The organism is Ornithinimicrobium sp. INDO-MA30-4 (assembly GCF_021535045.1).
Taxonomy (GTDB): domain Bacteria; phylum Actinomycetota; class Actinomycetes; order Actinomycetales; family Dermatophilaceae; genus Ornithinicoccus.
Window position 1 is genome coordinate 317,823 of the sequence record NZ_CP091056.1, and the last position, 20,611, is coordinate 338,433.

General features: G+C 61.7%; 20 protein-coding genes and 8 pseudogenes. 27 read left to right on the forward strand and 1 reads right to left on the reverse strand.

The features are described 5' to 3' along the window. The first annotated feature begins 30 nt into the window (after positions 1 to 30). The 20 genes and pseudogenes from L0A91_RS01815 (at position 31) to L0A91_RS18050 (ending at position 15,683) form a co-directional block, all read left to right on the forward strand. On the forward strand, positions 31 to 183 hold the full coding sequence (locus L0A91_RS01815; protein ID WP_235245573.1) for a hypothetical protein: 153 nt from the start codon (positions 31 to 33) through the stop codon (positions 181 to 183). 79 nt (positions 184 to 262) lie between these two features. Further along, entirely contained in the window at positions 263 to 544 is a 282-nt protein-coding gene (locus L0A91_RS01820) for a hypothetical protein (RefSeq protein ID WP_235245574.1), read from the forward strand. A 655-nt stretch (positions 545 to 1,199) separates the two neighbouring features. After that, a complete protein-coding gene (locus tag L0A91_RS01825; RefSeq protein WP_235246495.1) occupies positions 1,200 to 1,829 on the forward strand; it encodes a DEAD/DEAH box helicase in 630 nt (209 codons plus the stop codon). Further along, positions 1,826 to 2,422 carry a helicase-related protein gene (locus tag L0A91_RS01830; protein ID WP_235245575.1) on the forward strand — a complete coding sequence of 199 codons (597 nt, stop codon included), beginning with the start codon at positions 1,826 to 1,828 and terminating at the stop codon, positions 2,420 to 2,422. The genes L0A91_RS01825 and L0A91_RS01830 overlap by 4 nt, the downstream gene beginning before the upstream one ends. 26 nt (positions 2,423 to 2,448) lie before the next feature. Then, positions 2,449 to 2,874: an RsmD family RNA methyltransferase gene (locus L0A91_RS01835; RefSeq protein WP_311197930.1), complete on the forward strand. Its 426-nt coding sequence runs from the start codon at positions 2,449 to 2,451 to the stop codon at positions 2,872 to 2,874. Further along, positions 2,871 to 3,053, forward strand: coding sequence for a hypothetical protein (locus tag L0A91_RS18005; RefSeq protein WP_311197932.1), 183 nt, complete (start codon positions 2,871 to 2,873; stop codon positions 3,051 to 3,053). The genes L0A91_RS01835 and L0A91_RS18005 overlap by 4 nt, the downstream gene beginning before the upstream one ends. Next, on the forward strand, positions 3,050 to 3,517 hold the full coding sequence (gene coaD / locus L0A91_RS01840; protein WP_235245576.1) for a pantetheine-phosphate adenylyltransferase: 468 nt from the start codon (positions 3,050 to 3,052) through the stop codon (positions 3,515 to 3,517). Before L0A91_RS18005 ends, coaD begins: the two co-directional genes overlap by 4 nt. Positions 3,518 to 3,639: 122 nt before the next feature. After that, positions 3,640 to 4,119 carry a YceD family protein gene (locus tag L0A91_RS01845; protein WP_311197934.1) on the forward strand — a complete coding sequence of 160 codons (480 nt, stop codon included), beginning with the start codon at positions 3,640 to 3,642 and terminating at the stop codon, positions 4,117 to 4,119. A gap of 102 nt (positions 4,120 to 4,221) precedes the next feature. Further along, a complete protein-coding gene (rpmF, locus tag L0A91_RS01850; protein ID WP_235245577.1) occupies positions 4,222 to 4,416 on the forward strand; it encodes a 50S ribosomal protein L32 in 195 nt (64 codons plus the stop codon). A 118-nt stretch (positions 4,417 to 4,534) separates the two neighbouring features. Then, positions 4,535 to 5,267: pseudogene (rnc, locus tag L0A91_RS01855) on the forward strand (ribonuclease III). Further along, positions 5,246 to 6,145 (forward strand): annotated as a pseudogene (gene mutM, locus L0A91_RS01860) (bifunctional DNA-formamidopyrimidine glycosylase/DNA-(apurinic or apyrimidinic site) lyase). The pseudogenes rnc and mutM overlap by 22 nt, the downstream one beginning before the upstream one ends. Continuing rightward, on the forward strand, positions 6,142 to 6,438 hold the full coding sequence (locus L0A91_RS01865; RefSeq protein ID WP_235245578.1) for an acylphosphatase: 297 nt from the start codon (positions 6,142 to 6,144) through the stop codon (positions 6,436 to 6,438). Before mutM ends, L0A91_RS01865 begins: the two are co-directional and overlap by 4 nt. A gap of 3 nt (positions 6,439 to 6,441) precedes the next feature. Continuing rightward, the gene (locus tag L0A91_RS01870; RefSeq protein WP_235245580.1) at positions 6,442 to 6,882 is read left to right on the forward strand and encodes a VOC family protein; all 441 of its coding nucleotides are present in this window, start codon (positions 6,442 to 6,444) and stop codon (positions 6,880 to 6,882) included. A 76-nt stretch (positions 6,883 to 6,958) separates the two neighbouring features. After that, positions 6,959 to 10,575 (forward strand): annotated as a pseudogene (gene smc, locus L0A91_RS19435) (chromosome segregation protein SMC). A gap of 111 nt (positions 10,576 to 10,686) precedes the next feature. Continuing rightward, on the forward strand, positions 10,687 to 11,286 hold the full coding sequence (locus L0A91_RS01880) for a disulfide bond formation protein DsbA (protein ID WP_397333837.1): 600 nt from the start codon (positions 10,687 to 10,689) through the stop codon (positions 11,284 to 11,286). Positions 11,287 to 11,377: 91 nt separating this feature from the next. Next, the gene (locus L0A91_RS01885) at positions 11,378 to 11,635 is read left to right on the forward strand and encodes a hypothetical protein (RefSeq protein ID WP_235245582.1); all 258 of its coding nucleotides are present in this window, start codon (positions 11,378 to 11,380) and stop codon (positions 11,633 to 11,635) included. A gap of 103 nt (positions 11,636 to 11,738) precedes the next feature. Continuing rightward, positions 11,739 to 12,933 (forward strand): annotated as a pseudogene (gene ftsY, locus L0A91_RS01890) (signal recognition particle-docking protein FtsY). Positions 12,934 to 12,954: 21 nt separating this feature from the next. Beyond that, positions 12,955 to 14,564, forward strand: a pseudogene (gene ffh, locus L0A91_RS01895) (signal recognition particle protein). A gap of 73 nt (positions 14,565 to 14,637) precedes the next feature. Further along, a complete protein-coding gene (locus L0A91_RS18045; protein WP_311197941.1) occupies positions 14,638 to 15,291 on the forward strand; it encodes a hypothetical protein in 654 nt (217 codons plus the stop codon). Then, positions 15,276 to 15,683 (forward strand): amidohydrolase family protein, encoded by a 408-nt coding sequence (locus L0A91_RS18050; protein ID WP_311197942.1) that lies wholly within the window; start codon positions 15,276 to 15,278, stop codon positions 15,681 to 15,683. Before L0A91_RS18045 ends, L0A91_RS18050 begins: the two co-directional genes overlap by 16 nt. A 16-nt stretch (positions 15,684 to 15,699) precedes the next feature. Here the strand turns inward: L0A91_RS18050 and L0A91_RS01905 are convergent, their stop codons facing one another. Beyond that, on the reverse strand, positions 15,700 to 16,701 hold the full coding sequence (locus tag L0A91_RS01905; RefSeq protein ID WP_235245583.1) for a hypothetical protein: 1,002 nt from the start codon (positions 16,699 to 16,701) through the stop codon (positions 15,700 to 15,702). Positions 16,702 to 16,852: 151 nt separating this feature from the next. Between L0A91_RS01905 and L0A91_RS01910 the strand changes: the two genes are divergently transcribed. From L0A91_RS01910 to rplS, 7 genes and pseudogenes are all read left to right on the forward strand, one after another. Further along, on the forward strand, positions 16,853 to 17,218 hold the full coding sequence (locus L0A91_RS01910; RefSeq protein WP_235245584.1) for a hypothetical protein: 366 nt from the start codon (positions 16,853 to 16,855) through the stop codon (positions 17,216 to 17,218). Positions 17,219 to 17,469: 251 nt separating this feature from the next. Further along, positions 17,470 to 17,929: pseudogene (gene rpsP, locus L0A91_RS01915) on the forward strand (30S ribosomal protein S16). 2 nt (positions 17,930 to 17,931) lie between these two features. Further along, positions 17,932 to 18,174: an RNA-binding protein gene (locus L0A91_RS01920; protein ID WP_220120889.1), complete on the forward strand. Its 243-nt coding sequence runs from the start codon at positions 17,932 to 17,934 to the stop codon at positions 18,172 to 18,174. A gap of 80 nt (positions 18,175 to 18,254) precedes the next feature. Continuing rightward, complete coding sequence (gene rimM, locus L0A91_RS01925) at positions 18,255 to 18,794, forward strand: ribosome maturation factor RimM (RefSeq protein ID WP_235245586.1); 540 nt, start codon at positions 18,255 to 18,257, stop codon at positions 18,792 to 18,794. After that, a pseudogene (trmD, locus tag L0A91_RS01930) lies at positions 18,795 to 19,644 on the forward strand (tRNA (guanosine(37)-N1)-methyltransferase TrmD). Between the two features lie 71 nt (positions 19,645 to 19,715). Further along, complete coding sequence (locus L0A91_RS01935; protein WP_235245588.1) at positions 19,716 to 19,991, forward strand: N-acetyltransferase; 276 nt, start codon at positions 19,716 to 19,718, stop codon at positions 19,989 to 19,991. Positions 19,992 to 20,146: 155 nt separating this feature from the next. Continuing rightward, positions 20,147 to 20,541 (forward strand): annotated as a pseudogene (gene rplS, locus L0A91_RS01940) (50S ribosomal protein L19). Positions 20,542 to 20,611: the final 70 nt, after the last annotated feature.

The following is a 20,611-nucleotide window of genomic DNA, read 5'->3' on the forward strand; positions in this document are numbered from 1 at the left end:
CGCGCCGCTGAAGCAGCGCACGCCGGACCCGTGGAGATCTTGACGGTGATCGCTGGCCAGCCGGCTGAGTTCGACGTAGCCGAACCGCGAGTGACTAAGTGGGGCAAGGCCCATTCGGAGGTCTCGATTGAATGGCTTACCGGGGGACAGCCAACCTTTGCGTGGCTGGTGGGGATGGAATGACGCGACACCTGCATTCGGTCCCCAACGACCCAGACGCTCCAGATCCAGCCCTGACTCGGGATTCGGGGCTGCGGAGCATTTGGGGCGTTCTGCCGCTACCTGGGCCAAGGCCAAAGAGATTTCTACGGTTGGCCAACTGTTGGACTATTTGCCGCGGACATACCTTGATCCAACCCGACCATCGAATTTTGATGAGGTGGATGAGGGTGAGGACGTCGTGGTGGTGGCCACCGTAATGAATGCCAAAACCCGCCCCATGCGCCAACGCCGAGGCAGCATGTTTGTCGCCACGATTCAGGATGAACAGGGTGGCGAGCTCGACCTCACCTTTTTAGCCCGTATGGGCACGAACGCCAGCTGACTCCGGGGCGCCGCGTGGTCTGCTCGGGCACCGTCAGCAGCTTTGGGAGACGTCGGCAACTGACCCACCCCGACTATCAGGTTCTCGGCAATGCTGGGGACGCCCAATCCACCTCCGTGGTCCTGCGCGATGGCCTCATCCCGGTCTATCCGGGAGTCAAGGGTATGAGCGCGATCAAAGTGCTGGCTTCGATGGACCTGGCACTGCATGCAGCCCAGGACCTCCAAGACCCGTTGCCGCCCGAGGTCCTGGACGCACGCAAACTGCCCACCCTCGCCCAGGCATACCGAATGGTGCATCAGCCACAAACTGCGACCGAGCATCGTTTAGGTCTGAAGAGGTTGAAGTACCAAGAGGCCTTCACCATCCAGGCGACATTGGCCCACCGCAGGCAAGCGAGTTACCGACAACCAGCAGTGGCCCGCCCGCCTCGCGAAGGTGGTTTGGCAGAGGCGTTTCGTGGGTCTTTGCCCTTTGAGTTGACGCAAGGGCAGAGCGCGGTCGGCGAGGAACTCAGCGCGGATCTGTCGAAGGAGTTGCCGATGAATCGGCTGCTCCAAGGTGAGGTTGGCTCGGGCAAAACGATCGTGGCGCTGTTGGCGATGTTGCAGGTGATTGATGCTGGGGGCAGGCCGCGCTTTTGGCTCCCACGGAGGTGCTTGCCGCGCAGCATCACCGCTCTATCGTCTCGATGTTGGGTTCGCTCGCTCACGGTGGACTCTTTGCGGACACGGTGGGCAGCACCCGCGTGGCGCTACTCACCGGCAGCCAAAACACTGCTGGCCGCAAGGAAAATATGCTGCTCGCTGCCAGTGGAGAGGCAGGCATTGTGATCGGCACACACGCCCTCATCCAGGACAAAGTGCAGTTTGCCGACCTGGGCCTGGTCGTCGTCGATGAGCAGCACCGGTTTGGCGTTGAGCAACGCGATGCACTGCGCCAAAAGGCGTCATCTGCGCCGCACGTTTTGGTGATGACGGCAACGCCGATCCCACGCACCGTGGCCATGACGGTGTACGGCGACATGGAGGTGTCGACGCTGCGGGAGTTGCCCGGCGGGCGCAAACCCATCAGTTCCCATGTCGTCAGCGGCGAGAAGACGCACTGGATTGCCCGGATGTGGGAGCGCGTCGCCGAGGAAGCAGCCCAAGGCAACCAGGTGTATGTCGTGTGCCCCCGGATCGGCAGCGAAGATGACCCTGACTTGGAGGCGCCAGGCGGCCCCGGGGAGCCGATCGCCGTAGGTCCCGACGAGAGCGCGCCCTGCACTCGGTCGATCAAGTGAGCCGCAGTCTGAAGGCGCTGCCAGCCACTCGCAATCTGCGGATCGACTCCTTGCACGGGCGCATGGTGCCAGCCGACAAAGAAGCAGTCATGACGTCATTTGCCGCCGGCGACATTGATGTCTTGGTCTCAACCACGGTGATCGAAGTTGGCGTGGACGTGCCCAATGCAACCGTGATGGTGATCTTGGATGCCGACCGTTTTGGTATCTCTCAACTGCACCAACTGAGGGGTCGCGTCGGACGTGGCGGCAAGGCTGGGTTGTGCCTGCTCGTCAGCCAGCAGCCTGATGGGCCCGCTCAAGAGCGGCTGGATGCGGTCGCTGCTACCAACGATGGATTCGAGTTAGCTCGGGTCGACGTTGAGCAGCGCCGCGAGGGGGACGTGCTTGGCGCGTCACAGAGCGGCGGGCGGAGCGCGATTCGCTTCCTGCGACTCGTCAAGGACGAAGCGCTGATTGTTGAGGCGCACGAAGACGCCTGGCAAGTGGTGAATGACGATCCTGACCTGGACAAACACCCCTGCTGCGTCAGGACTTGGCGCGACTGGACGCTGAGCGTGCCGAATTCTTGGAGCGTGGCTAGAGCGATCTGAAAGCCAAGATCTGCCACCATGTCGGGGTGACACGGATCATTTCTGGCTCCGCTGGCGGGCGCCGTTTAGCAACGCCCCGTGGCGACGGCACCAGGCCAACGACTGATCGAGCCCGCGAAGCGCTGTTCTCTCGCCTTGCGGCGATGACCGAAATTGACGAGGCGTGGGCGCTGGATTTGTATGCCGGGTCGGGGGCCTTTGGCCTGGAGTTGGCCTCGCGAGGAGCGACCCGCGTGCTGTGCGTGGAGAGTAATCGTGTGGCGAGCCAGGTGATTCAGCGCAACGCCCGCGACTTGGAGTTGCCGATGGTCAAAGTTGCCGCGGAAAAGGTGCTGCGGGTGCTTGAACGGGGACCAGCCGAGGGTGGGTTTGACCACCCGGAGCGGCCGGGGGCAGACATAATTTGGCGGACCCGCCCTACCCGCTCAGCGAGGCTGAGGTTGCTGACGTGATTGCTGCTATTGCGGCGGGCGGCTGGCTCGCACCCGACGGTGTCTTTGTCTTGGAGCGATCAACGCGCAGCCCGGCGCCCCAATGGCCAGAGGGCTGGGCAGCGGTCGCGAGCCCCGCCTATGGTGAGACCACATTGCATTTTGCGCAGCGAGAATCCGACGGAGAGGTCGCACCATGACGAGGCGCGCGGTTTTGCCAGGATCGTTTGACCCAGTGACCAACGGCCATGTCGACATCATCGAGAGAGCCCGTCAGCACTTTGATGAGCTGATTGTCGTGATCATGCACAACCCGGCCAAGGCCGGTCGCTTTCCTGTGGCGGAGCGAGTTGCGTTGATGCGGGATTCGCTCAAGGACGATCGCGGAGTTCGTGTAGAGACCTTCTCGGACGTCTTGCTTGTTGATGTCTGCGCTGACCTTGGAGCCGGGGTAATCGTTAAGGGCATTCGCGGGCCGGCTGACTATGAATACGAACTCCCGATGGCTCGGATGAATCGGCAACTAGCCGGTGTAGAGACCTTCTTTTTGCCGTCTGACCCAGAGTGGGACCACGTCTCCAGTTCGTTGGTGACGGAAGTGGCGTCATACGGGGGAGACGTCTCCCACCTTGTTCCCCGGGCTGTCTGGGACGCTCTGAAATAGATCGCCGAGCCCGCACGGAACAGCAGAGTTGGAGTAGAGCCACTCCTGCAGGTAATCTTGCACGTCGGCCTGCCTTAACCCGTGAGGCTGACCCAACAGACAACGACAGGCAGTGTTTCAGCATGGTGCACCAGGAAGAAGAAGGCCCCTGGGTCTTCGATACCCGGGAACTGGTCCGACGACCGGGCACGATGCAAACGGCTCAGCATGTCGTCACTCTCAAGGACCTCATCGGCACTGACGTCATGGGCATCCAACCTGGCCAGCAGGTCAAGTTGGATTTGCGCATGGAATCGGTTGTCGAAGGTGTCCTGGCAACGGGGTCGGTCAAAGCAACCGCTACCGGCGAATGCGTGCGGTGCCTGGATCCGATATCCACCAACGTGGATGTCTTCTTTCAGGAACTGTTCGCTTATCCGGACCGGGCTGCACACCACCGCGAGGTGGGGGCAGACGATGAGCAAGATGAACAACGCGAGCTCGTCCAGGACATGATGGACCTGGAAGAGTTGGTAACGGATGCGGTGGTCACCACTTTTCCGTTCCAGCCCGTGTGCCGGGAGGACTGCCCAGGTTTGTGCTCGAATGCGGTGCTCACTTGAGCGATGACCCCGATCATTACCATGAAGTTTTAGACCCACGGTGGTCTGTGTTGGCAGATTTGACCCACACAGCCCCCACCGACGACGAGAAGAGGACCTGACGTGGCCGTCCCGAAGCGCAAGATGTCTCGCTCCAACACCCGGAGCCGCCGTGCGAACTGGAAGGCAGCCCCGGTCGCATTGACCGTGTGCCCCTGGTGCCAGTCCCCGGCACAGGCCCACCGCGCCTGCCCCTCGTGCGGCAACTACGGCGAGCGTCACTACGACGTCGCCGAGCGCACCGAGCACCAGAACTGAGTAGATCCGATACGCAGTCGTGAACTCCTCGACTAGCGCATCACCTGCATCGTCAGCAGCGTCCGACGCTCATCCGCTCGATGACTTCAACGAATATCTTCGTGGAGTTGTTGGCGGGTTGAGCGGCGAGGCGCTGCTTCGGCGTGCCGTGACCCACCGGTCGTACGCGTACGAAAATGGCGGGATCCCGCACAATGAGCGCCTGGAGTTTTGGGCGACTCGGTGCTCGGCATTGTGGTGACTGACGCTCTCTATCGAAAGCACGAAGACCTCCCGGAAGGGCAACTCGCGAAGTTGCGCGCCGCGGTGGTCAACACCCGTGCCCTGGCGTCTGTGGCTCGGACGATTGGGCTCGGCGACTACGTGCTTCTGGGCAAGGGTGAACTTGCCACCGGCGGGCGGGACAAGGACAGCATTCTGGCTGACACCACCGAAGCCGTGATCGGGTGCGTCTATCTCGAATTGGGGATGCCCGCCGCAGACGCGTTGGTCCACCACCTGCTCGACCCGCTGATGCGCGAAAGCGCTTCTCTCGGTGCTGCACTGGACTGGAAGACCTCCTGCAAGAGATCGCCGCAGAGTTGGGCAATGACGTGGTCACGTATGACGTCGAGTTCGACGGGCCAGACCACGACAAACTCTTCACCGCTTCGGCCTGCTTAGGCGCCGATGCCATCGGGCTCGGCACTGGCCGCTCCAAGAAGGCCGCCGAGCAACAGGCCGCGGAAGCTGCCTACCAAGTGCTGTCGGAACGAGTGGCCGCCATGGCTGGTGCAGCCGATGACGCAACCCTGGGCGCTGTCGGCCCCGATTGTGACCAGCAGGTGTCGTGCCGGAGTTACCTGAAGTAGAAGTCGTCCGCCGTGGCGCTGCGCAGCATGCGATTGGCCGGACCATCGCCCATGTTGATATCCGCGGTGATCGGGTGGCTCGGCGCCACGTAGCCGGGCCGCTGGACCTGGCTGATCGCTTAGCTGGCGGGCAACTATTGGCTGCTGACCGGCGGGGAAGTATCTCTGGCTGGTCGTGCAGACGCCTGATGAGGACCCGCAAGCGCTTGTTGTTCACCTCGGGATGAGCGGTCAACTGCTGGTTGATCCTGCCCAGGCGCCCCGGCAAAAGCATGCGCATGCCGTCTTCACCTTTACCGATGGCGATCCGCAGTTGCGGTTTGTCGACCAGCGCACTTTCGGTGGTCTCGCCTTGACCGACCTGGTCCCAGATCATCGCGGTGGTGCCGCTCAGGGTGAACACCCGCACGGCATACCGGCATCGGTCACGCATATCGCCGCCGATCCTCTTGAGGCAGCCTTTGACCTGCCGGCTGTTGTCAGGGTGCTCAAGACCAAAGACACCGCGATCAAACGTCTCTTGTTGGATCAAAACGTGGTCAGCGGAATTGGCAACATCTATGCTGACGAGGCCCTTTGGCGAGCCAAGATTCATGGGGCACGTCCGGCCTCTTCGCTGACCAAGCCAGCGCTGACCCGATTGCTGGAGCACGCCACCGATGTGATGACCGCCGCCCTCGACGTCGGCGGGACAAGTTTGATGCCCTCTACGTCAACATCAACGGACAGAGCGGCTATTTTGACCGCTCCCTTGATGCCTACGGGCAACTGGGCAACCGTGCTCGCGCTGCGGCACGCTGATCCAACGTGAGGTGTTTATGAACAGGTCCAGCCACTTCTGCCCAAAGTGCCAGCCAGCACCCCGAGGCTCACGATGAGCGAGCAGTCATCGACACGGGCCCTGGCGTTTGTCCGGGGAAATGTCCAAGGTGTGGGGTTCCGCTGGTGGACTCGGGCCAGGGCACTCGAGTTGGGATTGGTGGGTTATGCCCGCAACCTGCGTGATGGCCGGGTTGAGGTGTGCGCTCAGGGCGGTGAAGAGCAGATCGAAGTCTTGCTGAGTATGTTGGAACCTGACGCTGAGCCGGCGGGTCGCCCGGGCCGGGTGGTTGGCCTCGTGAGGCAGTGGCATGCGGCTCGACCGGAGTTGAGCGGCTTTCGAGAGAGGTAGATCGTGGCGCGCAGCATTCAGATTGTGGTGGACACCCAGGCAGCTCATGAGTTGGCTGATTGGTGGGCTGAAACTCTTAACTGGGTGGTTGAGCCCACGGATGAAGCCTTCATTCGAAGGATGCTCGACGAGGGCTTCGCCTCTGACTCAGACACCGAAGAGCATCGCGGTCAGATTGTCTGGCGAGGAGCTGCGGCCATCACTCCTGGCGACCTCGGGGATGGGCCCAGCCGACAGCGGATCCTGTTTCAGGATGTGCCGGAGGCCAAGAATGTTAAGAACCGCCTCCACATCGACGTTCGAATGCCCGAGGTCCCTTTGGGTCAGGCGCGAGATGCCCTGCTAGCCCGAGGCGCGACATACCTAGAGAGTGGTTCGCAGGGACCACACCACTGGCACGTGATGGCCGATCCGGAAGGCAATGAGTTCTGCGTCAGTGGATAACCGCTCGTCGTGGCGCAGCCGCGAGTAAAGTGGCAAAACCTGCGCCAAGAGACCAGCACCCAGGAGCGACCGTCCGATGTATGTCAAGAGTCTGACCCTCAAGGGGTTTAAGTCGTTCGCCTCGGCAACGACGATGCGACTCGAACCAGGCATCACCTGCATCGTCGGGCCCAACGGATCTGGCAAGTCGAACGTCGTTGACGCACTCGCATGGGTGATGGGGGAGCAGGGGCTAAGAGCCTGCGTGGCGGCAAGATGGAAGATGTCATTTTTGCTGGCACGACCGGACGCCCTCCGCTGGGCCGAGCTGAAGTGTCGCTCACCATCGACAACACCGATGGTGCATTGCCGATCGACTACTCGAAGTCACCATCACCCGCACCATGTTCCGTAGTGGTGGCTCGGACTACGCCATCAACGGAACCTCGGCCCGACTGCTCGACGTGCAGGAGTTGCTTGCTGACTCTGGCATCGGGCGCGAGATGCACGTCATTGTTGGGCAGGGACAACTAGACCAGGTGCTGCGCGCCACCCCCGAGGAGCGTCGCGGCTTCATCGAGGAAGCCTCTGGCGTGCTCAAGCACCGCAAACGAAAAGAGCGGGCGCTGCGCAACTCGACGCAATGGAGTCGAACCTGACGCGGCTGGCCGATCTGACCACCGAGATCCGACGCCAATTGGGGCCCTGGGCAGGCAGGCAGAAACCGCCCGGCGAGCTGGCTCGATTCAAGCGACCGTCCGCGATGCTCGGCTGCGCCTGCTTGCTGATGATCTTGTGCAGATGACCTCTGCTTTGGCCGCAGAGTTGGCGGATGAAAAGGCGATGCTGACGAAGCAGACGGCGGCCCGCCAGCAACTGGATGCCGGCCGTCTCAGCCTCAGCGAGCTTGAAGACCTCAACGCTGCCGCCGCGCCAGATCTCGATGACGCACAACAACGCTGGTATGCGCTGTCTTCCCTGGTGGAACGGGTGCGCTCAACAGCTGACCTCGCGGCAGAGCGAGTGCGACTGCACAATGCCGAAGCGGACGAAGAGGCATCCAACACCAAGCGTGGTCGCGACCCAGAAGAGTTGCGGGACCAGGCAGCCAACATGCGTGATCAAGAGGCCGAGATTCACCAACGGATCGAGCGGTTGCAGGGCGATCTTGGCGGCGCTGGACTCAGGCGGGCCGAAGCGGAGAAAGCCTTCAAGCTGAGCAGAATCGGTTGGCCCAACTCGCCAGGGCTGCTGCCGATCGCCGTGAGGGCTGGCAAAGTTGGCCGGTCAAGTCGCGGCTAGTCGCAGCCGGGTCGAAGCTGGCGATGCTGAAGTTGGCAGGTTGGGTCAAGCTGTGGCCGCGGCGAGCGAACGTGCCAGCAAAGCAGAGCGCGAATTCGCCGCGCTTGAGGCAACGATCCTGGACGTGGAGCAGGGCGAAGGGGGCCTCGACGCAGCATTTGAGAAAGCGCAGGCGGCTCGTGAAGCGGCTGAAGCTGCAGTTGAGCAGTTAAAAGGGCAGCGTAGGGCGGCTCTAGATAAGCAGACCGGACTCAGGTCGCGGTGTGAAGCATTGGCCCTCAACCTGCAACGTAAAGACGGCACTGAAGCCTTGGCCACATCAGGTCTGGACACAGTCAAGGGCAAGTTGGCCAGGGCGCTCAAGGTGGAGCCAGGCTTTGAAGCTCAGGTGGCGGCGGCGCTGGACTGGGCCGCTGAGGCTGTCTTGGTCAAGGAGGCAGGCGGCGCTGCGAGTGCCCTGAGTTGGCTACGTTCAGCTGACGCCGGGCAAGCCGGCGTCGTGTTCGCAGACGGTGCTACCCGCATACCGGAGGGTTTGGGGGTCCGAACGACCCGCGCCCCAGCCTTCCCGAGGGGCACGGTGGGCGCTAGATGTCGTCTCCCTGGAGCCGGAGCTCGCGCCTGTGCTCGAGACTCTGCTTGCTCAAACGGTGCTACAAACTGATGACTCCTTGGCTCAGGGCTTGGTGGATGACCTGGACTCACCACACGTTCGCGTCGTGACCCCACAGGGAGATGTGTATGGGCGTGGCTGGGCACGTGGTGGCAGCAGCACGGCACCCAGCACGATCGAGGTGCAAGCCTCCCTGGACGCCGCCAAGGATGAGTTGGACCGCATCACGGGGGAGGTCGAACGCCTTGGCTTTGAGTTGCAAAGGCGACTGACACGTTGCGTGACTTGGCGGAGTCCGAAGACCGAGCCCTAGATCAACTGCACAACTCCGATGCCAAAATGACGGCCATTGCCGAACAGTTGGGCCAGTGGGGTTCAGCGATGCGAGACGCGGCGGCCGACCGGGATCGCAACCAGGCCACGGTCGGTGTCGCGCAGTCCGCGTTGGAGGACAAGTTGCAGACCCTGGCTGAGCTAGAGCAGCGGCTCGCGAACGCCACCGAAGAGCCCGCACCAGATGAGGAGTCGGATGCCAGCCGCAAGGATGAGTTGGCTGAGCTAGCGGCGCTGGCGAGGACTCAGGAAACTGAAGCCAGATTGGCGCTGCGCACCCAAGAAGAGCGAGTGCGTGCGATCTCTGGGCGGGCAGATGGGCTGGAGGCGGCCGCCAAACATGAGCAGGTCAGCCAAGAGCGCGCTGCAGCTAAGCGCCAACGCCGGGAAGCGTCTGTCGCCGCAGCCATCGCCGTGACGCGAGGTGCTAAGTATGTCGCTGAGCAGACCGAGGTGTTGGTTGAAGCAGCCGTGCGCCGACGCGACGGACTGTCTGGTGAACAGGCTCAGCGCCATCACGAGCTCACCGAGCGACGCGCGGGACTGCGCGGTCTTGAAGATCGGCTGCGGCAACTCACGGACGCGGTGCATCAGGATGAGGTGGCCCGGGCTGAGCAGCGGCTACGGATCGAGAGTTTGCAGCAGAAGGCGGTTGACGAGTGGGGGATGAACGCCGAGCAACTTATTGACGAGTTTGGCCCGCATCTGCCGATTCCGGCTATCCCCAGCCCGCAGGACCCTGAGGGTGAAGCGGAGCCAGAGCACTTTGTCCGTGCAGAGCAGGAGAAGCGACTGCGCAAAGCCGAACGGCAGCTCAACGCTCTGGGCAAGGTCAACCCGCTGGCGCTAGAGGAGTTCACGGCACTGGAGGAGCGCTACAACTTCCTGAATGCCCAGGTGGAAGACCTGCGACAGTCCAAGGCGGACCTTCTCGAGATCGTGCGCGAGGTTGATGACCGAGTGGAGCGAGTCTTACCGAGGCCTTCGCCGACACCGCCGAGCAGTTTGAGGGTGTCTTCTCGCGACTCTTCCCGGGCGGCGCGGGTCGGCTAGTCCTGACCGATCCCGACAATATGCTGACGACTGGCATTGAAGTGGAGGCTCGACCGCCGGGCAAAAAGATCAAGCGCCTTTCGTTGCTCTCTGGTGGTGAGCGCTCGTTGACGGCGGTGGCCCTGCTGGTCGCGATCTTCAAGGCCAGGCCCAGCCCGTTCTACATCATGGACGAGGTCGAGGCGGCGCTCGATGACACCAACTTGGGCAGGCTCATCACACTGTTTGAAGAGTTGCGCGACTCAAGCCAGTTGATTGTTATCACTCACCAAAAGCGGACGATGGAGATCGCCGATGCACTGTATGGCGTGACGATGCAGGGCGATGGGGTGACCACCGTCATTTCTCAGCGCCTGCGCGAAAACCACAATGTTGAACCACAGTCGGAACAACTCGCGGAGTCAACTGGTTGAACCGCACATGACCGAAACACAGCCCCGCACCGTTGAGTTCTTCTTCGACCCCGCCTGCCCTTTTGCTGGCAGACCGCCAGGTGGTTCCGGCAGGTTGCGCGTCAGGTCGAGATCAAGCCCACCTGGCGCTTCATTTCCCTCGCCATGCTGAACAACGAAATGGATGACTTGGACAGCGCAACTGGCCACCAGGTCGGCCACAAGATGTTGCGAGTTGCCGCTGCCGCCAAGAAGGCGCATGGCGCTGACGTCATTGGTGCGTTGTACGAAGAGATGGGCAACCGTCTGTGGGAGACCGCGCCGGAGATCGACGGCCCGCTTGAAGGCAAGGACTTGTACGCCGCCATTGGCCCACACCACCTGGCCATCCTGGCTCAATTGCCAGAGATCCTCGAGGCAGTGAACCTGCCCGCCGACTTGGCTGCTGCAGCCGAAGACACCCAGTACGACGCCGAGTTGCAAGAGTCCACGGACGAGGCCATGCGCCGCACCGGCGGCAACGTTGGCACGCCCATCCTGGCTTTCGGCGATGACCCCAACGGCCCGGCCTTCTTTGGCCCGGTCATCTCCTCGACGCCTTCCGACGAAGACGCTGTGAAGTTGTGGGATGCAGTCGAGACGATGACGACCTTCAATGGCTTCGCCGAGCTCAAGCGCTCGCTGCGTGACCCGCTTGATAACGGCCTCATCAACTCGCTGTCTGGCCGCTGAGCATGTGAATCACCTCACCCCTCGGCGTTTCTATGCGGACACGCCGAGGGATGAGTTGGTCCTGTAGCGCGGGCGAGCGCACTCTAGAGATATGCCTTTTCTTGTCGTCAGCATCCTGCTCGTTCTGATCATCAGCGCTGTCGTCATGGGGTATGTCGCCGTCGAGGCGCGCAAGGAAGAGCGTCAGTTCTGGACGCCTGAGGGCGAGCGGCTGATTGCCGAGGCCCGTCGCCGCGGCGAAGGCATGCGAGACCGGGGCGACGCATTTGCGCAGCGCACCAAGCAACAGGTGGGGCGAGCGTCGCAGCGGGGCCCCAAGTCCTCCGGCGAGAGCAGCGACGACAACTAGCACGACAGCAGACATCACAACGGCCTCCGATTTGATCGGGTGGTCGTTGTTTTTTGTTTGCCGACGAACTGACCGAGTCGAAGAAGTGGAACAATAAGGCGCGATGGAAAACTACTGGGAGTACATAATCTTTGCCAGCATCTTCTTGCTGGTGCTTTTGTCCGTGGTGGTGGGCCTGACTCGTTCGCGCCTGCGAAGTCGTCGGGAAGCCGAAGAAGCCGAGTTAGAGGGTGAATTTGGCGAGGCGGCCGGCACTGACCTTTCACCCGATGGGCAGCGGGGGAGTGCGGATCTTGACTCGGACGGCGTCACCACGACGCCAGGTGATGGTGAAGCCGAAGTAGTAGCTGAGCCCACCTCCCAGATTGAGACGCCCGAGAGCGCCCGAGGGCGGCTCGCTCGGCTGAGAGCGCGCCTGGCCGGTTCCAATAGCGCCATCGGCAATGCGCTGCTGGCCCTTCTTTCGCGAGGCGGCCTGGATGAGCAAGCCTGGGAAGACGTCGAAGACACCCTCTTGCAGGCTGACTTAGGCGTGGAAGCAACCGAAGAGTTGGTGGCCTCCTGCGCAAGCGCGTCCAGGTTGACGGCAGCAAGGACGCCGCTGAAGTCCGGCAGTGGCTGCGTGAAGACCTTTGGCTCTGGTCAACCCATCGATGGACCGCACGATCGCGGCTAGTCGCGTTGGTGACCGACCCGCCGTGGTTATGGTCGTGGGGGTCAATGGCACGGGAAAGACGACCACAGTGGGCAAACTTGCCCGGGTCTTGGTTGCCGAAGACAAGGATGTGCTGTTGGGTGCGGCAGATACCTTCCGAGCCGCCGCCGCCGACCAACTCCAGACGTGGGGTGAGCGAGTGGGTGTCCCCACCGTGCGATCAGATGTCGATGGCGCGGATCCTGCTTCGGTGGCCTTTGACGCGGTTGCTGCCGGCATCGAATACGAGGCAGACGTCGTGTTGCTCGACACAGCCGGGCGGCTGCACAACAAGGTCGGTCTGATGGACGAGCTGTCCAAAATTAAGCGTGTCGTTGAAAAGCGCAGCCAAATTGATGAAGTGCTGCTGGTGCTCGATGCGACTACCGGGCAAAACGGGATGCGTCAGGCTGAGGTGTTTGCGCAAGCCGTCAACATCACCGGCATTGTGCTCACCAAGCTCGATGGCACGGCTAAGGGCGGCATCGTGGTCAACGTCCAGCGCCGTCTCGGAGTGCCGGTCAAGCTCATCGGATTGGGCGAAGGGCCTGACGATTTGGCGCCATTTGACCCTGAGGCCTTTGTCGACGCAATAGTTGGCTGAACTATTCGTTAACCTGGGGAGGTGTTTAACAGTCTCTCCGATCGCCTGACAGATACCTTCCGCAACCTCAAGCGGAAGGGAAGCCTGACTGAGTCCGACGTCAACGCCACGATTCGTGACATTCGCCTGGCCTTGCTGGACGCCGATGTGGCCTTGCCGGTCGTGAAGTCCTTCACTGGGGCCGTGCGTGAGCGGGCCTTGGGTGCCGAGGTCTCCAAGTCGCTTAACCCGGGCCAGCAAGTCGTCAAGATCGTCAACGAAGAACTCGTGTCGATCCTGGGTGGCCAGACTCGGCGCCTCAACCTGGCCAAGCAACCGCCAACTGTCATCATGTTGGCCGGCTTGCAGGGTTCAGGTAAGACGACCTTCGCGGGCAAACTGGGCCACTGGCTGAGGAAGCGGGGCATACCCCGATCTTGGTGGCAGCTGACCTGCAGCGGCCCAACGCCGTCAACCAGTTGCAAGTCGTCGGTGAGCGGGCGGGCATTCCGGTGTTCGCGCCGGAGCGAGGAAACGTCTTCGGCCACGATGCTGCAATGGACTCCGGCGAGGGCACCAAGTCCTTCGGGGATCCGGTCGATGTTGCTGTCGACGGTGTGGAGAACGCACGCACTAAGGGCCACGACGTCGTCATCATTGACACCGCCGGTCGGTTGGCCGTCGACGTTGACCTGATGCGCCAAGCCCATGACATCCGCCTGGAAACGCAGGCTGACGAGGTTCTCTTTGTCATTGACGCGATGATCGGGCAGGCGGCCGTCGAGACCGCCAAGGCCTTCGCCGATGGCGTCGGAATCACGGGTTCGGTGCTGACCAAGCTTGATGGTGATGCTCGCGGTGGTGCTGCCCTGTCTGTGGCCACCGTCACGGGTGAGCCCATCCTCTTTGCCTCGACCGGTGAGGGATACAAGGACCTTGAGACTTTCCACCCTGACCGGATGGCAAGCCGCATCTTGGACATGGGTGACGTCCTTACGCTGATTGAACAGGCTGAAAAGGCGTTTGACGCAGCTCAGCAGCGGGAAATGGCCCGCAAGTTCATGGCCGAGGAGGACTTCACCTTTGATGACTTCCTGGAGCAAATGCAGGCCATCAAAAAGATGGGCTCACTGAAGCAGATGCTGGGCATGATGCCCGGTATGCAGCAGATGCGGGCGCAGTTGGACTCCTTGGATGAGCGCGAATTTGATCGTGTTGAAGCCATGGTCAGGTCCATGACTCCGTTTGAGCGCACCCACCCCAAGCAGATCAACGGGTCTCGGCGGGCCCGCATCGCACGCGGTTCCGGTGTGACGCCCTCCGACGTCAACCAGTTGTTGGAACGGTTCGGCCAAGCTCAAAAGATGATGCGGCAGATGCGCAAGGGCGGCGGGATGCCCGGTATGCCAGGTATGCCCGGAGGCGGCGCTGGCAAGGCCAAGGGCAAGCAACAACCTCAGCGCAAGAAGTCCAAGAGCGGCAACCCGGCCAAGCGGGCCGCCGAGGAGAAGGCAGCCGCCCAGCGCCAAGAAGAAGGCGCACAAAAGGCACTGGGCAATGCGTTCGGGGCCGGTGCCGCGCAAGGTGATGACATGTCTGACTTGCAGTTGCCGAAGGGCTTCGAGAAGTTCTTGGGGAACGACTCAAAGTAAGACAGGGCAACGCTTCACCGGCGAAGGGCGACGACATGAGCACTGGCACCATCGAGGTCACTGGGCAAATCAGGTGAGCCCTGAGGAAGTCGTCGGTGCCATGTGGGTGGTTGATGGACGGGTGACCTTTGATCGGCCCTCGTCCGTCGATCACCGGCTCAACGGTTTTGTCCTGCCCGGCCTGGTGGATGCGCATTGTCACGTTGGCCTAGAAGCGACTGGCGGCGTCGACAACGAGCGTGCTCGAGAGCATGCAGAACGAGACCGCGATGCCGGAGCATTGCTGCTGCGCGATGCGGGTAGCCCGGTCGACACGTCATGGATCAACGATGAGGTCGATCTGCCGCGGCTGATCCGTGCTGGCCGGCACATTGCTCGAACCAAGCGCTACATCCGCAATTTTGCGCACGAGATCGAGCCAGAATTGCTCGTCGAATACGTCCGAGTCCAAGCCAAGCGTGGCGACGGCTGGGTCAAGCTGGTGGGGGACTGGATTGACCGCGAGACGGGTGATCTCAACACCTGTTGGCCCCGCGACGTGCTTACCCTGGCGATTGCCGCAGCACACGACGAAGGTGCCAGGGTCACAGCGCACTGCTTTGGCGAGGAGTCTCTGCGAGACTTCGTGGCCGCCGGCACGGACTGCATTGAGCACGCCACAGGTTTGCGCAGCGACACAATCGACTCTTTCGCAAAGCTGGCGTCGCTATCGTGCCGACGCTCGTGAACATCGAGAACTTTCCCGACTTTGCCGCTGCGGGCGAATCGAAATTTCCTACCTACGCCGAGCACATGCGCGATCTCTATCGGCGCCGCTACGAAACGATGGCTGCGGCGCGCGACGCCGGAATTGCGATCTTTGCCGGCACTGATGCAGGGGGCCAACTGCCACACGGACTCATTGGCAGCGAAGTCGCCGAGATGGTCAAGATCGGGATGGCGCCCCTGGAGGCGATCAACACGGCGTGCTGGAGTGCTCGCGAGTGGCTAGGCCGCGACGCCTTGAGCGAAGGTGCTAGCGCAGATTTCGTGCTCTATGACTCTGACCCAGCCCAGGATGTTCAGGTGCTGCGGGCACCCAGCAGCATTGTGCTGCGTGGGCGCCCGGTGACCGGGTGAGCTAGGTTGCTATTCGCTATTCGCTAAGGCGCGCAGGCTCAGCGTGCTGACGGCCTAGCTCAGGATGCGAGTCTGATCCTGCGTCACGGAGTGTCCGGCCATCAGCAGACCCACGACATACAAGGCGTGAACAGTCTCCGCGACCGGCGCCGTCTCGTCTTTCATCAGGCGGGCAACCACTGGGTGATTGCCATTGAGGATCAGAGTGGCCGACGCATTGTCCATGCCACGCGCTTCGGCGGCGGACCACCACATGGCCGGTCGGGTGTCCGGCAAAGAGCGCTACCTGGACATTGATGCGGTGCTCGGCGAGTGCCTCAGCGCCCAGCCACGCCACGCGGTCCGCAGCGGCGGAATCGGGGTGGTTCTCCGGCTTGGCCAAGTGGACGATGTGATCAGCGTCGACTTCACGGAAGCGCTGTTGCTCGGTTTTGTTGATCCGCTCTAGCAGGGCTTGGTCGTGCGGACCACCAGCGTCGATCACCAAAGCGTCGGCGTGCACTGCGACTTCCTCAAGCGCGGCATAGGCACCGGCATCGCTGACGTAAGCGAGGTCATCGCCCTGGCGGATCAAGTCATCCAGGGTGAACTTGCCCATGGTGGTCGTCAACGGCAGGCTCGTCCGCAACAGGCTGAGCATGTCAGGGCCTTGAACCGCGAGCGACTTCAGGCCAGCGGAGTGCAACCGGATGATGTCTTGGTACACATCGGGGGCCATTCCTTGCACCATGATGAGCTCGCTCAGCAGACGAGCACCCAGGCGTTCGCTGACAAAAGACTTCGAGTTGGACTCGAGGAGGGCCTCGCGGGAGGCCGTCAGCGGGAGGTCGCCGGAGTCAACAACAGCCCGGCAGAAGAACGCCCAAGACGGGACTAACTGGTCATCAGAGTCTGCGACGAGCATCCCGTTCGAGTAGATGCGGTCACCGGTGCGGTGGCCTGGCTGCGCGGTATAGGGCAACACAAACGCCACGCCGCGGACATTCAGCAGCGAGGAGTCCAGGGCGATGATGCCCATTGCTTCAAAACCAAGTCGTTCGCGACACCATTGAAGCTGCTCTTCAACTGGCATGTCCCAAGGTCGAAATTCTGTTTTTGGTAGTGGAATGAACGAAGCGCCAACGCCCGAAGTTGGCGAAGGCGAACCCCAAACGAAAGAAGCACCTCCCGTGAGTGACCACACAACTGCACTGAACGACGCAATGCAGATCGAGGGCGCCATGGGCATTGCTTTGGTCGACCGTCAAAGTGGCATGGCTCTGGCTACCGCAGGCAACCCGAACGGGTTGGACCTCAACGTGGCCGCTGCCGGTAACAGCAACGTTGTCTCCGCCAAGATGCGCACGATGGCTGACCTGGGCATCGATGAGGAGATCGAGGACATCTTGATCATCCTCGGCAGCCAGTACCACATCATCCGTACCTTCGGTAAAGAGGGCGGTATGTTCCTTTACCTGGTTCTGGACAAGTCCCGCGCCAACCTGGCGATGGCTCGCTTCCGCTTGAACCGCATTGAGCAAGAACTGAAGCTCTGATTCAGTCTTAACTCTGAGAATGCCCGGCCCCTGTGGCCGGGCATTCTTTGTATCCGGCCCCTGTGACGCAGGCAGAGTTCGGTCAGGTTCACGAGATTCGGTCGTTGTCTGGCACAATGGCGGGGTACTCATCCAGCCCGGCCCCTCTCACCGGGCTAGGACGTGTCCATAGATTGCTAGCCCCACGCGTGTTTCCCCACGTGGACGGCTTAGCGTTCGCCCCAGAACAAGAATGAGGAGACACCGCAAACGTGGCTGTCAAGATTCGTCTGAAGCGCATGGGTAAGATCCGTGCACCTTTCTACCGTGTTGTCGTGATGGACTCTCGCGCAAAGCGGGATGGTCGCGCCATCGAGGAGATCGGCAAGTACCATCCGACCGAGGAGCCTTCGCTCATCGACATCGACACTGAGCGTGCTCAGTACTGGCTCGGAGTTGGCGCACAGCCGACCGAGCAGGTGCGCGCGCTCCTCGAGGTGACCGGTGACTGGGCCAAGCACACTGGTGTTGGCGACCCGGCAGGTTCCTTGAAGCAAGGAGCCCCGCCCAGACCGCAAGGCTCTCTACGAAGCCGCTCTAGCCGCCGCCGATGGCGCCGACGCTACGACTGCTCCCACGAAGAAGAAGGCCAAGAAGGCTGAAGAGCCCAAGGCCGAGGCTGCCTCGACTGACGAGCCGGCCGCCGACGAGGCTGCTTCAACCGAGGCCTGAGCATGTTGGAAGAAGCGCTAGAACACTTGGTGAAGGGCATTGTTGATCACGATGGAGACGTCGTGGTTCGGCAAAAGACCGTGAGGCATGGCGATGTCCTCGAAGTTCGGGTTCACCCGGACGACTTGGGACGCGTCATTGGCCGCCGGGGTCGCACTGCGGGTGCACTCCGCACCGTGCTAGGCGCCTTGTCCGACAACTCAAAGGTCCGCATCGACATTGTTGATACAGACCGGCTTCGCTAGTTCATAGCATCGCTTTGGCCCCCGTAGTGCTCGACACTATGGGGGCCATTGCTATTAACAGTCACAGGAGTGACATCACCATGAATCAGAACGCAGCGGACGCAGATTTCGTCATCGCGCGCATTGGAAAGCCGCACGGAATCAAGGGCGAGGTGACCGTCCAGGTGCACACCGATAGCCCCGAGACGAGACTCGTGCCCGGTGCTGAGTATGCGACCGACCCGGCTAGCCGTGGTCCGCTCACGATCGTTGGGGTGCGGGTTCACCAGGGCACGTATCTGCTGAGGCTCGATGGTGTCGCGGACCGAAACGCTGCTGAGTCGCTCCGCAACACCACCCTGGTGGGTGCGCATGAAGAGTTAGATGATGAGGAAGACGCCTGGTTCGCCGAGGACCTCATGGGCTTTGCCGTCGTCACCACCAACGGTGAGGTCGTCGGTGAGGTGGCTGACCTGCATACCCGGGAGGTTCAGGACCTGCTTGAAGTGACCCGCACCCAGGGGCCGAACGCACTGATCCCGTTTGTCGATGAGCTTGTCCCTGAGATTGACGTTGACGCCCGACGCGTGGTCATCGACCCACCTGCCGGGCTGCTAGAACTTAACGAGAGCAACCAGTAAATGCGCATCGATGTTCTCAGCATCTTCCCTGAATACCTTGTCCCGCTAGACCTGTCGCTCATCGGCAAATCCCGCGAACGTGGCCTGCTCGATGTCCGCGCCCATAACTTGCGCGACTGGACGACCGACCGGCACAACAGAGTTGACGACACTCCGTATGGCGGCGGCGCCGGCATGGTGATGAAGCCCGAGCCGTGGGCCCAAGGCCTTGATGCCGTGGCGGATGACATTGCGGGCAATCATCAGGGTGACCTTGAGCGGCCGATTCTGATTGTGCCGGGCCCCTCGGGGCAGCGGTTCACGCAAAGATGGCCGCAGAATTGGCTCAGGCACCAAATCTGGTCTTCGCCTGTGGGCGCTATGAGGGCATCGACGAGCGTGTCTACGACTTCGCTACGCAGCGATATGACGTGCGAATCGTGTCGCTGGGTGACTATGTGCTGAACGGGGAGAGGTAGCCGTGCTGGCCATGGTCGAAGCCATCGTGCGGCTGGTGCCAGGCGTCATCGGCAATCAAGAATCCCTCGTAGAAGAATCCCACGAGGATGGTTTGTTGGAGTATCCGGTCTACACCAAACCCGCAGTCTGGCGAGACCGTGGTGTCCCAGAGATTCTCTTGTCAGGCAATCACGCAGCAATCCGCACCTGGCGTCACGAGCAGCGACTTGAGCGGACGGCCGCACGGCGTCCCGACCTATTGTCTGCCACTCAAAGCCTGCGCCCGCAGAGCATAGAGAGCAGCGACGTGCAGACGGCGCTGCCGGCAGATGCAGGTGAACTCTTAACGCTGACGGTCGCTTGCTACGTGGCAGAGGGCGGGACCATAATTCGTTTGGCCTGCCAGCCCTGAACGAAACGACAGAGTCAGTTCGCGAGGCGCTGGCCGAATGGACGACCTGGGTCCTACGTTCGCAGGGGCGGATGATCGGATCGGTGCGCGCCCGCATGAGCGGTCATGACTGGGAGATTGGCCGCCTGATTGTTGCTCCTGACCTGCAGAGCCAAGGGATTGGTCGTTGGCTCTTGGAGTTGGCTGAGTCGCAGGCGCCAGAGGAGGCCAGGTCAGTTGTCCTCTTCACCGGTGCGAAGTCCAAGCGAAACCTGACCATGTATCGCAAGGCTGGCTACCGTGTGACGGGGGCAAGCGAACACTTGGGCGTGCCGACGAAGCATTTAGCCAAGCGGATTTCCCGCTGATCGGCGATTTTGGCCGTTGTGCTTCATGTGGCAAACTCAAGAGTTGCGTCTGCTGACGCAGAGGTGTGCCCCTGCCACAGGGGGTGAGTGCACCAGTTTGCAGCGCAACTTTGACTTCCATTCGCACCACTCGATGGTGCACCTGAACCGCGTTGATGACCTGTGGCATTGGCGAGAAAGAGACACTCATGCACAAGCTTGACGCTGTTGATGCAGCCAGCCTCCGCGACGACATCCCGGACTTCCGCGCCGGTGACAACATCAAGGTGCACGTGAAGGTTATTGAAGGTAACCGTCAGCGTGTCCAGGTTTTCCAGGGCGTTGTTATCCGTCGTCACGGTGGTGGCGTTGGCGAGACCTACACGGTCCGCAAGGTCTCCTTCGGCACCGGCGTGGAGCGTACTTTCCCGGTGCACACCCCCAGGTCGAGAAGATCGAGTTGGTCAGCCGCGGTGACGTTCGTCGCGCCAAGCTGTACTACCTCCGTAACCTGCGCGGTAAGGCCGCTCGCATCCGCGAGAAGCGCGAAACCCCGAGCGCCGCGAAGTAAATCGCAGCAACCCCTCAGGTGCCTGGCTTACGGTGCTTCTAGATTTAGCAGGCATCACTACTAGGCAACC

Coding starts and splice junctions, on each gene's coding strand:
- L0A91_RS01935 (WP_235245588.1), top strand. CDS start 19,716: ATGATCGGATCGGTGCGCGCCCGCATGAGCGGTCATGACTGGGAGATT.
- L0A91_RS01885 (WP_235245582.1), top strand. CDS start 11,378: ATGCCTTTTCTTGTCGTCAGCATCCTGCTCGTTCTGATCATCAGCGCT.
- L0A91_RS01920 (WP_220120889.1), top strand. CDS start 17,932: ATGTTGGAAGAAGCGCTAGAACACTTGGTGAAGGGCATTGTTGATCAC.
- L0A91_RS01905 (WP_235245583.1), bottom strand. CDS start 16,701: ATGGGCATCATCGCCCTGGACTCCTCGCTGCTGAATGTCCGCGGCGTG.
- L0A91_RS01845 (WP_311197934.1), top strand. CDS start 3,640: ATGGTGCACCAGGAAGAAGAAGGCCCCTGGGTCTTCGATACCCGGGAA.
- coaD (WP_235245576.1), top strand. CDS start 3,050: ATGACGAGGCGCGCGGTTTTGCCAGGATCGTTTGACCCAGTGACCAAC.
- L0A91_RS01865 (WP_235245578.1), top strand. CDS start 6,142: ATGAGCGAGCAGTCATCGACACGGGCCCTGGCGTTTGTCCGGGGAAAT.
- rimM (WP_235245586.1), top strand. CDS start 18,255: ATGAATCAGAACGCAGCGGACGCAGATTTCGTCATCGCGCGCATTGGA.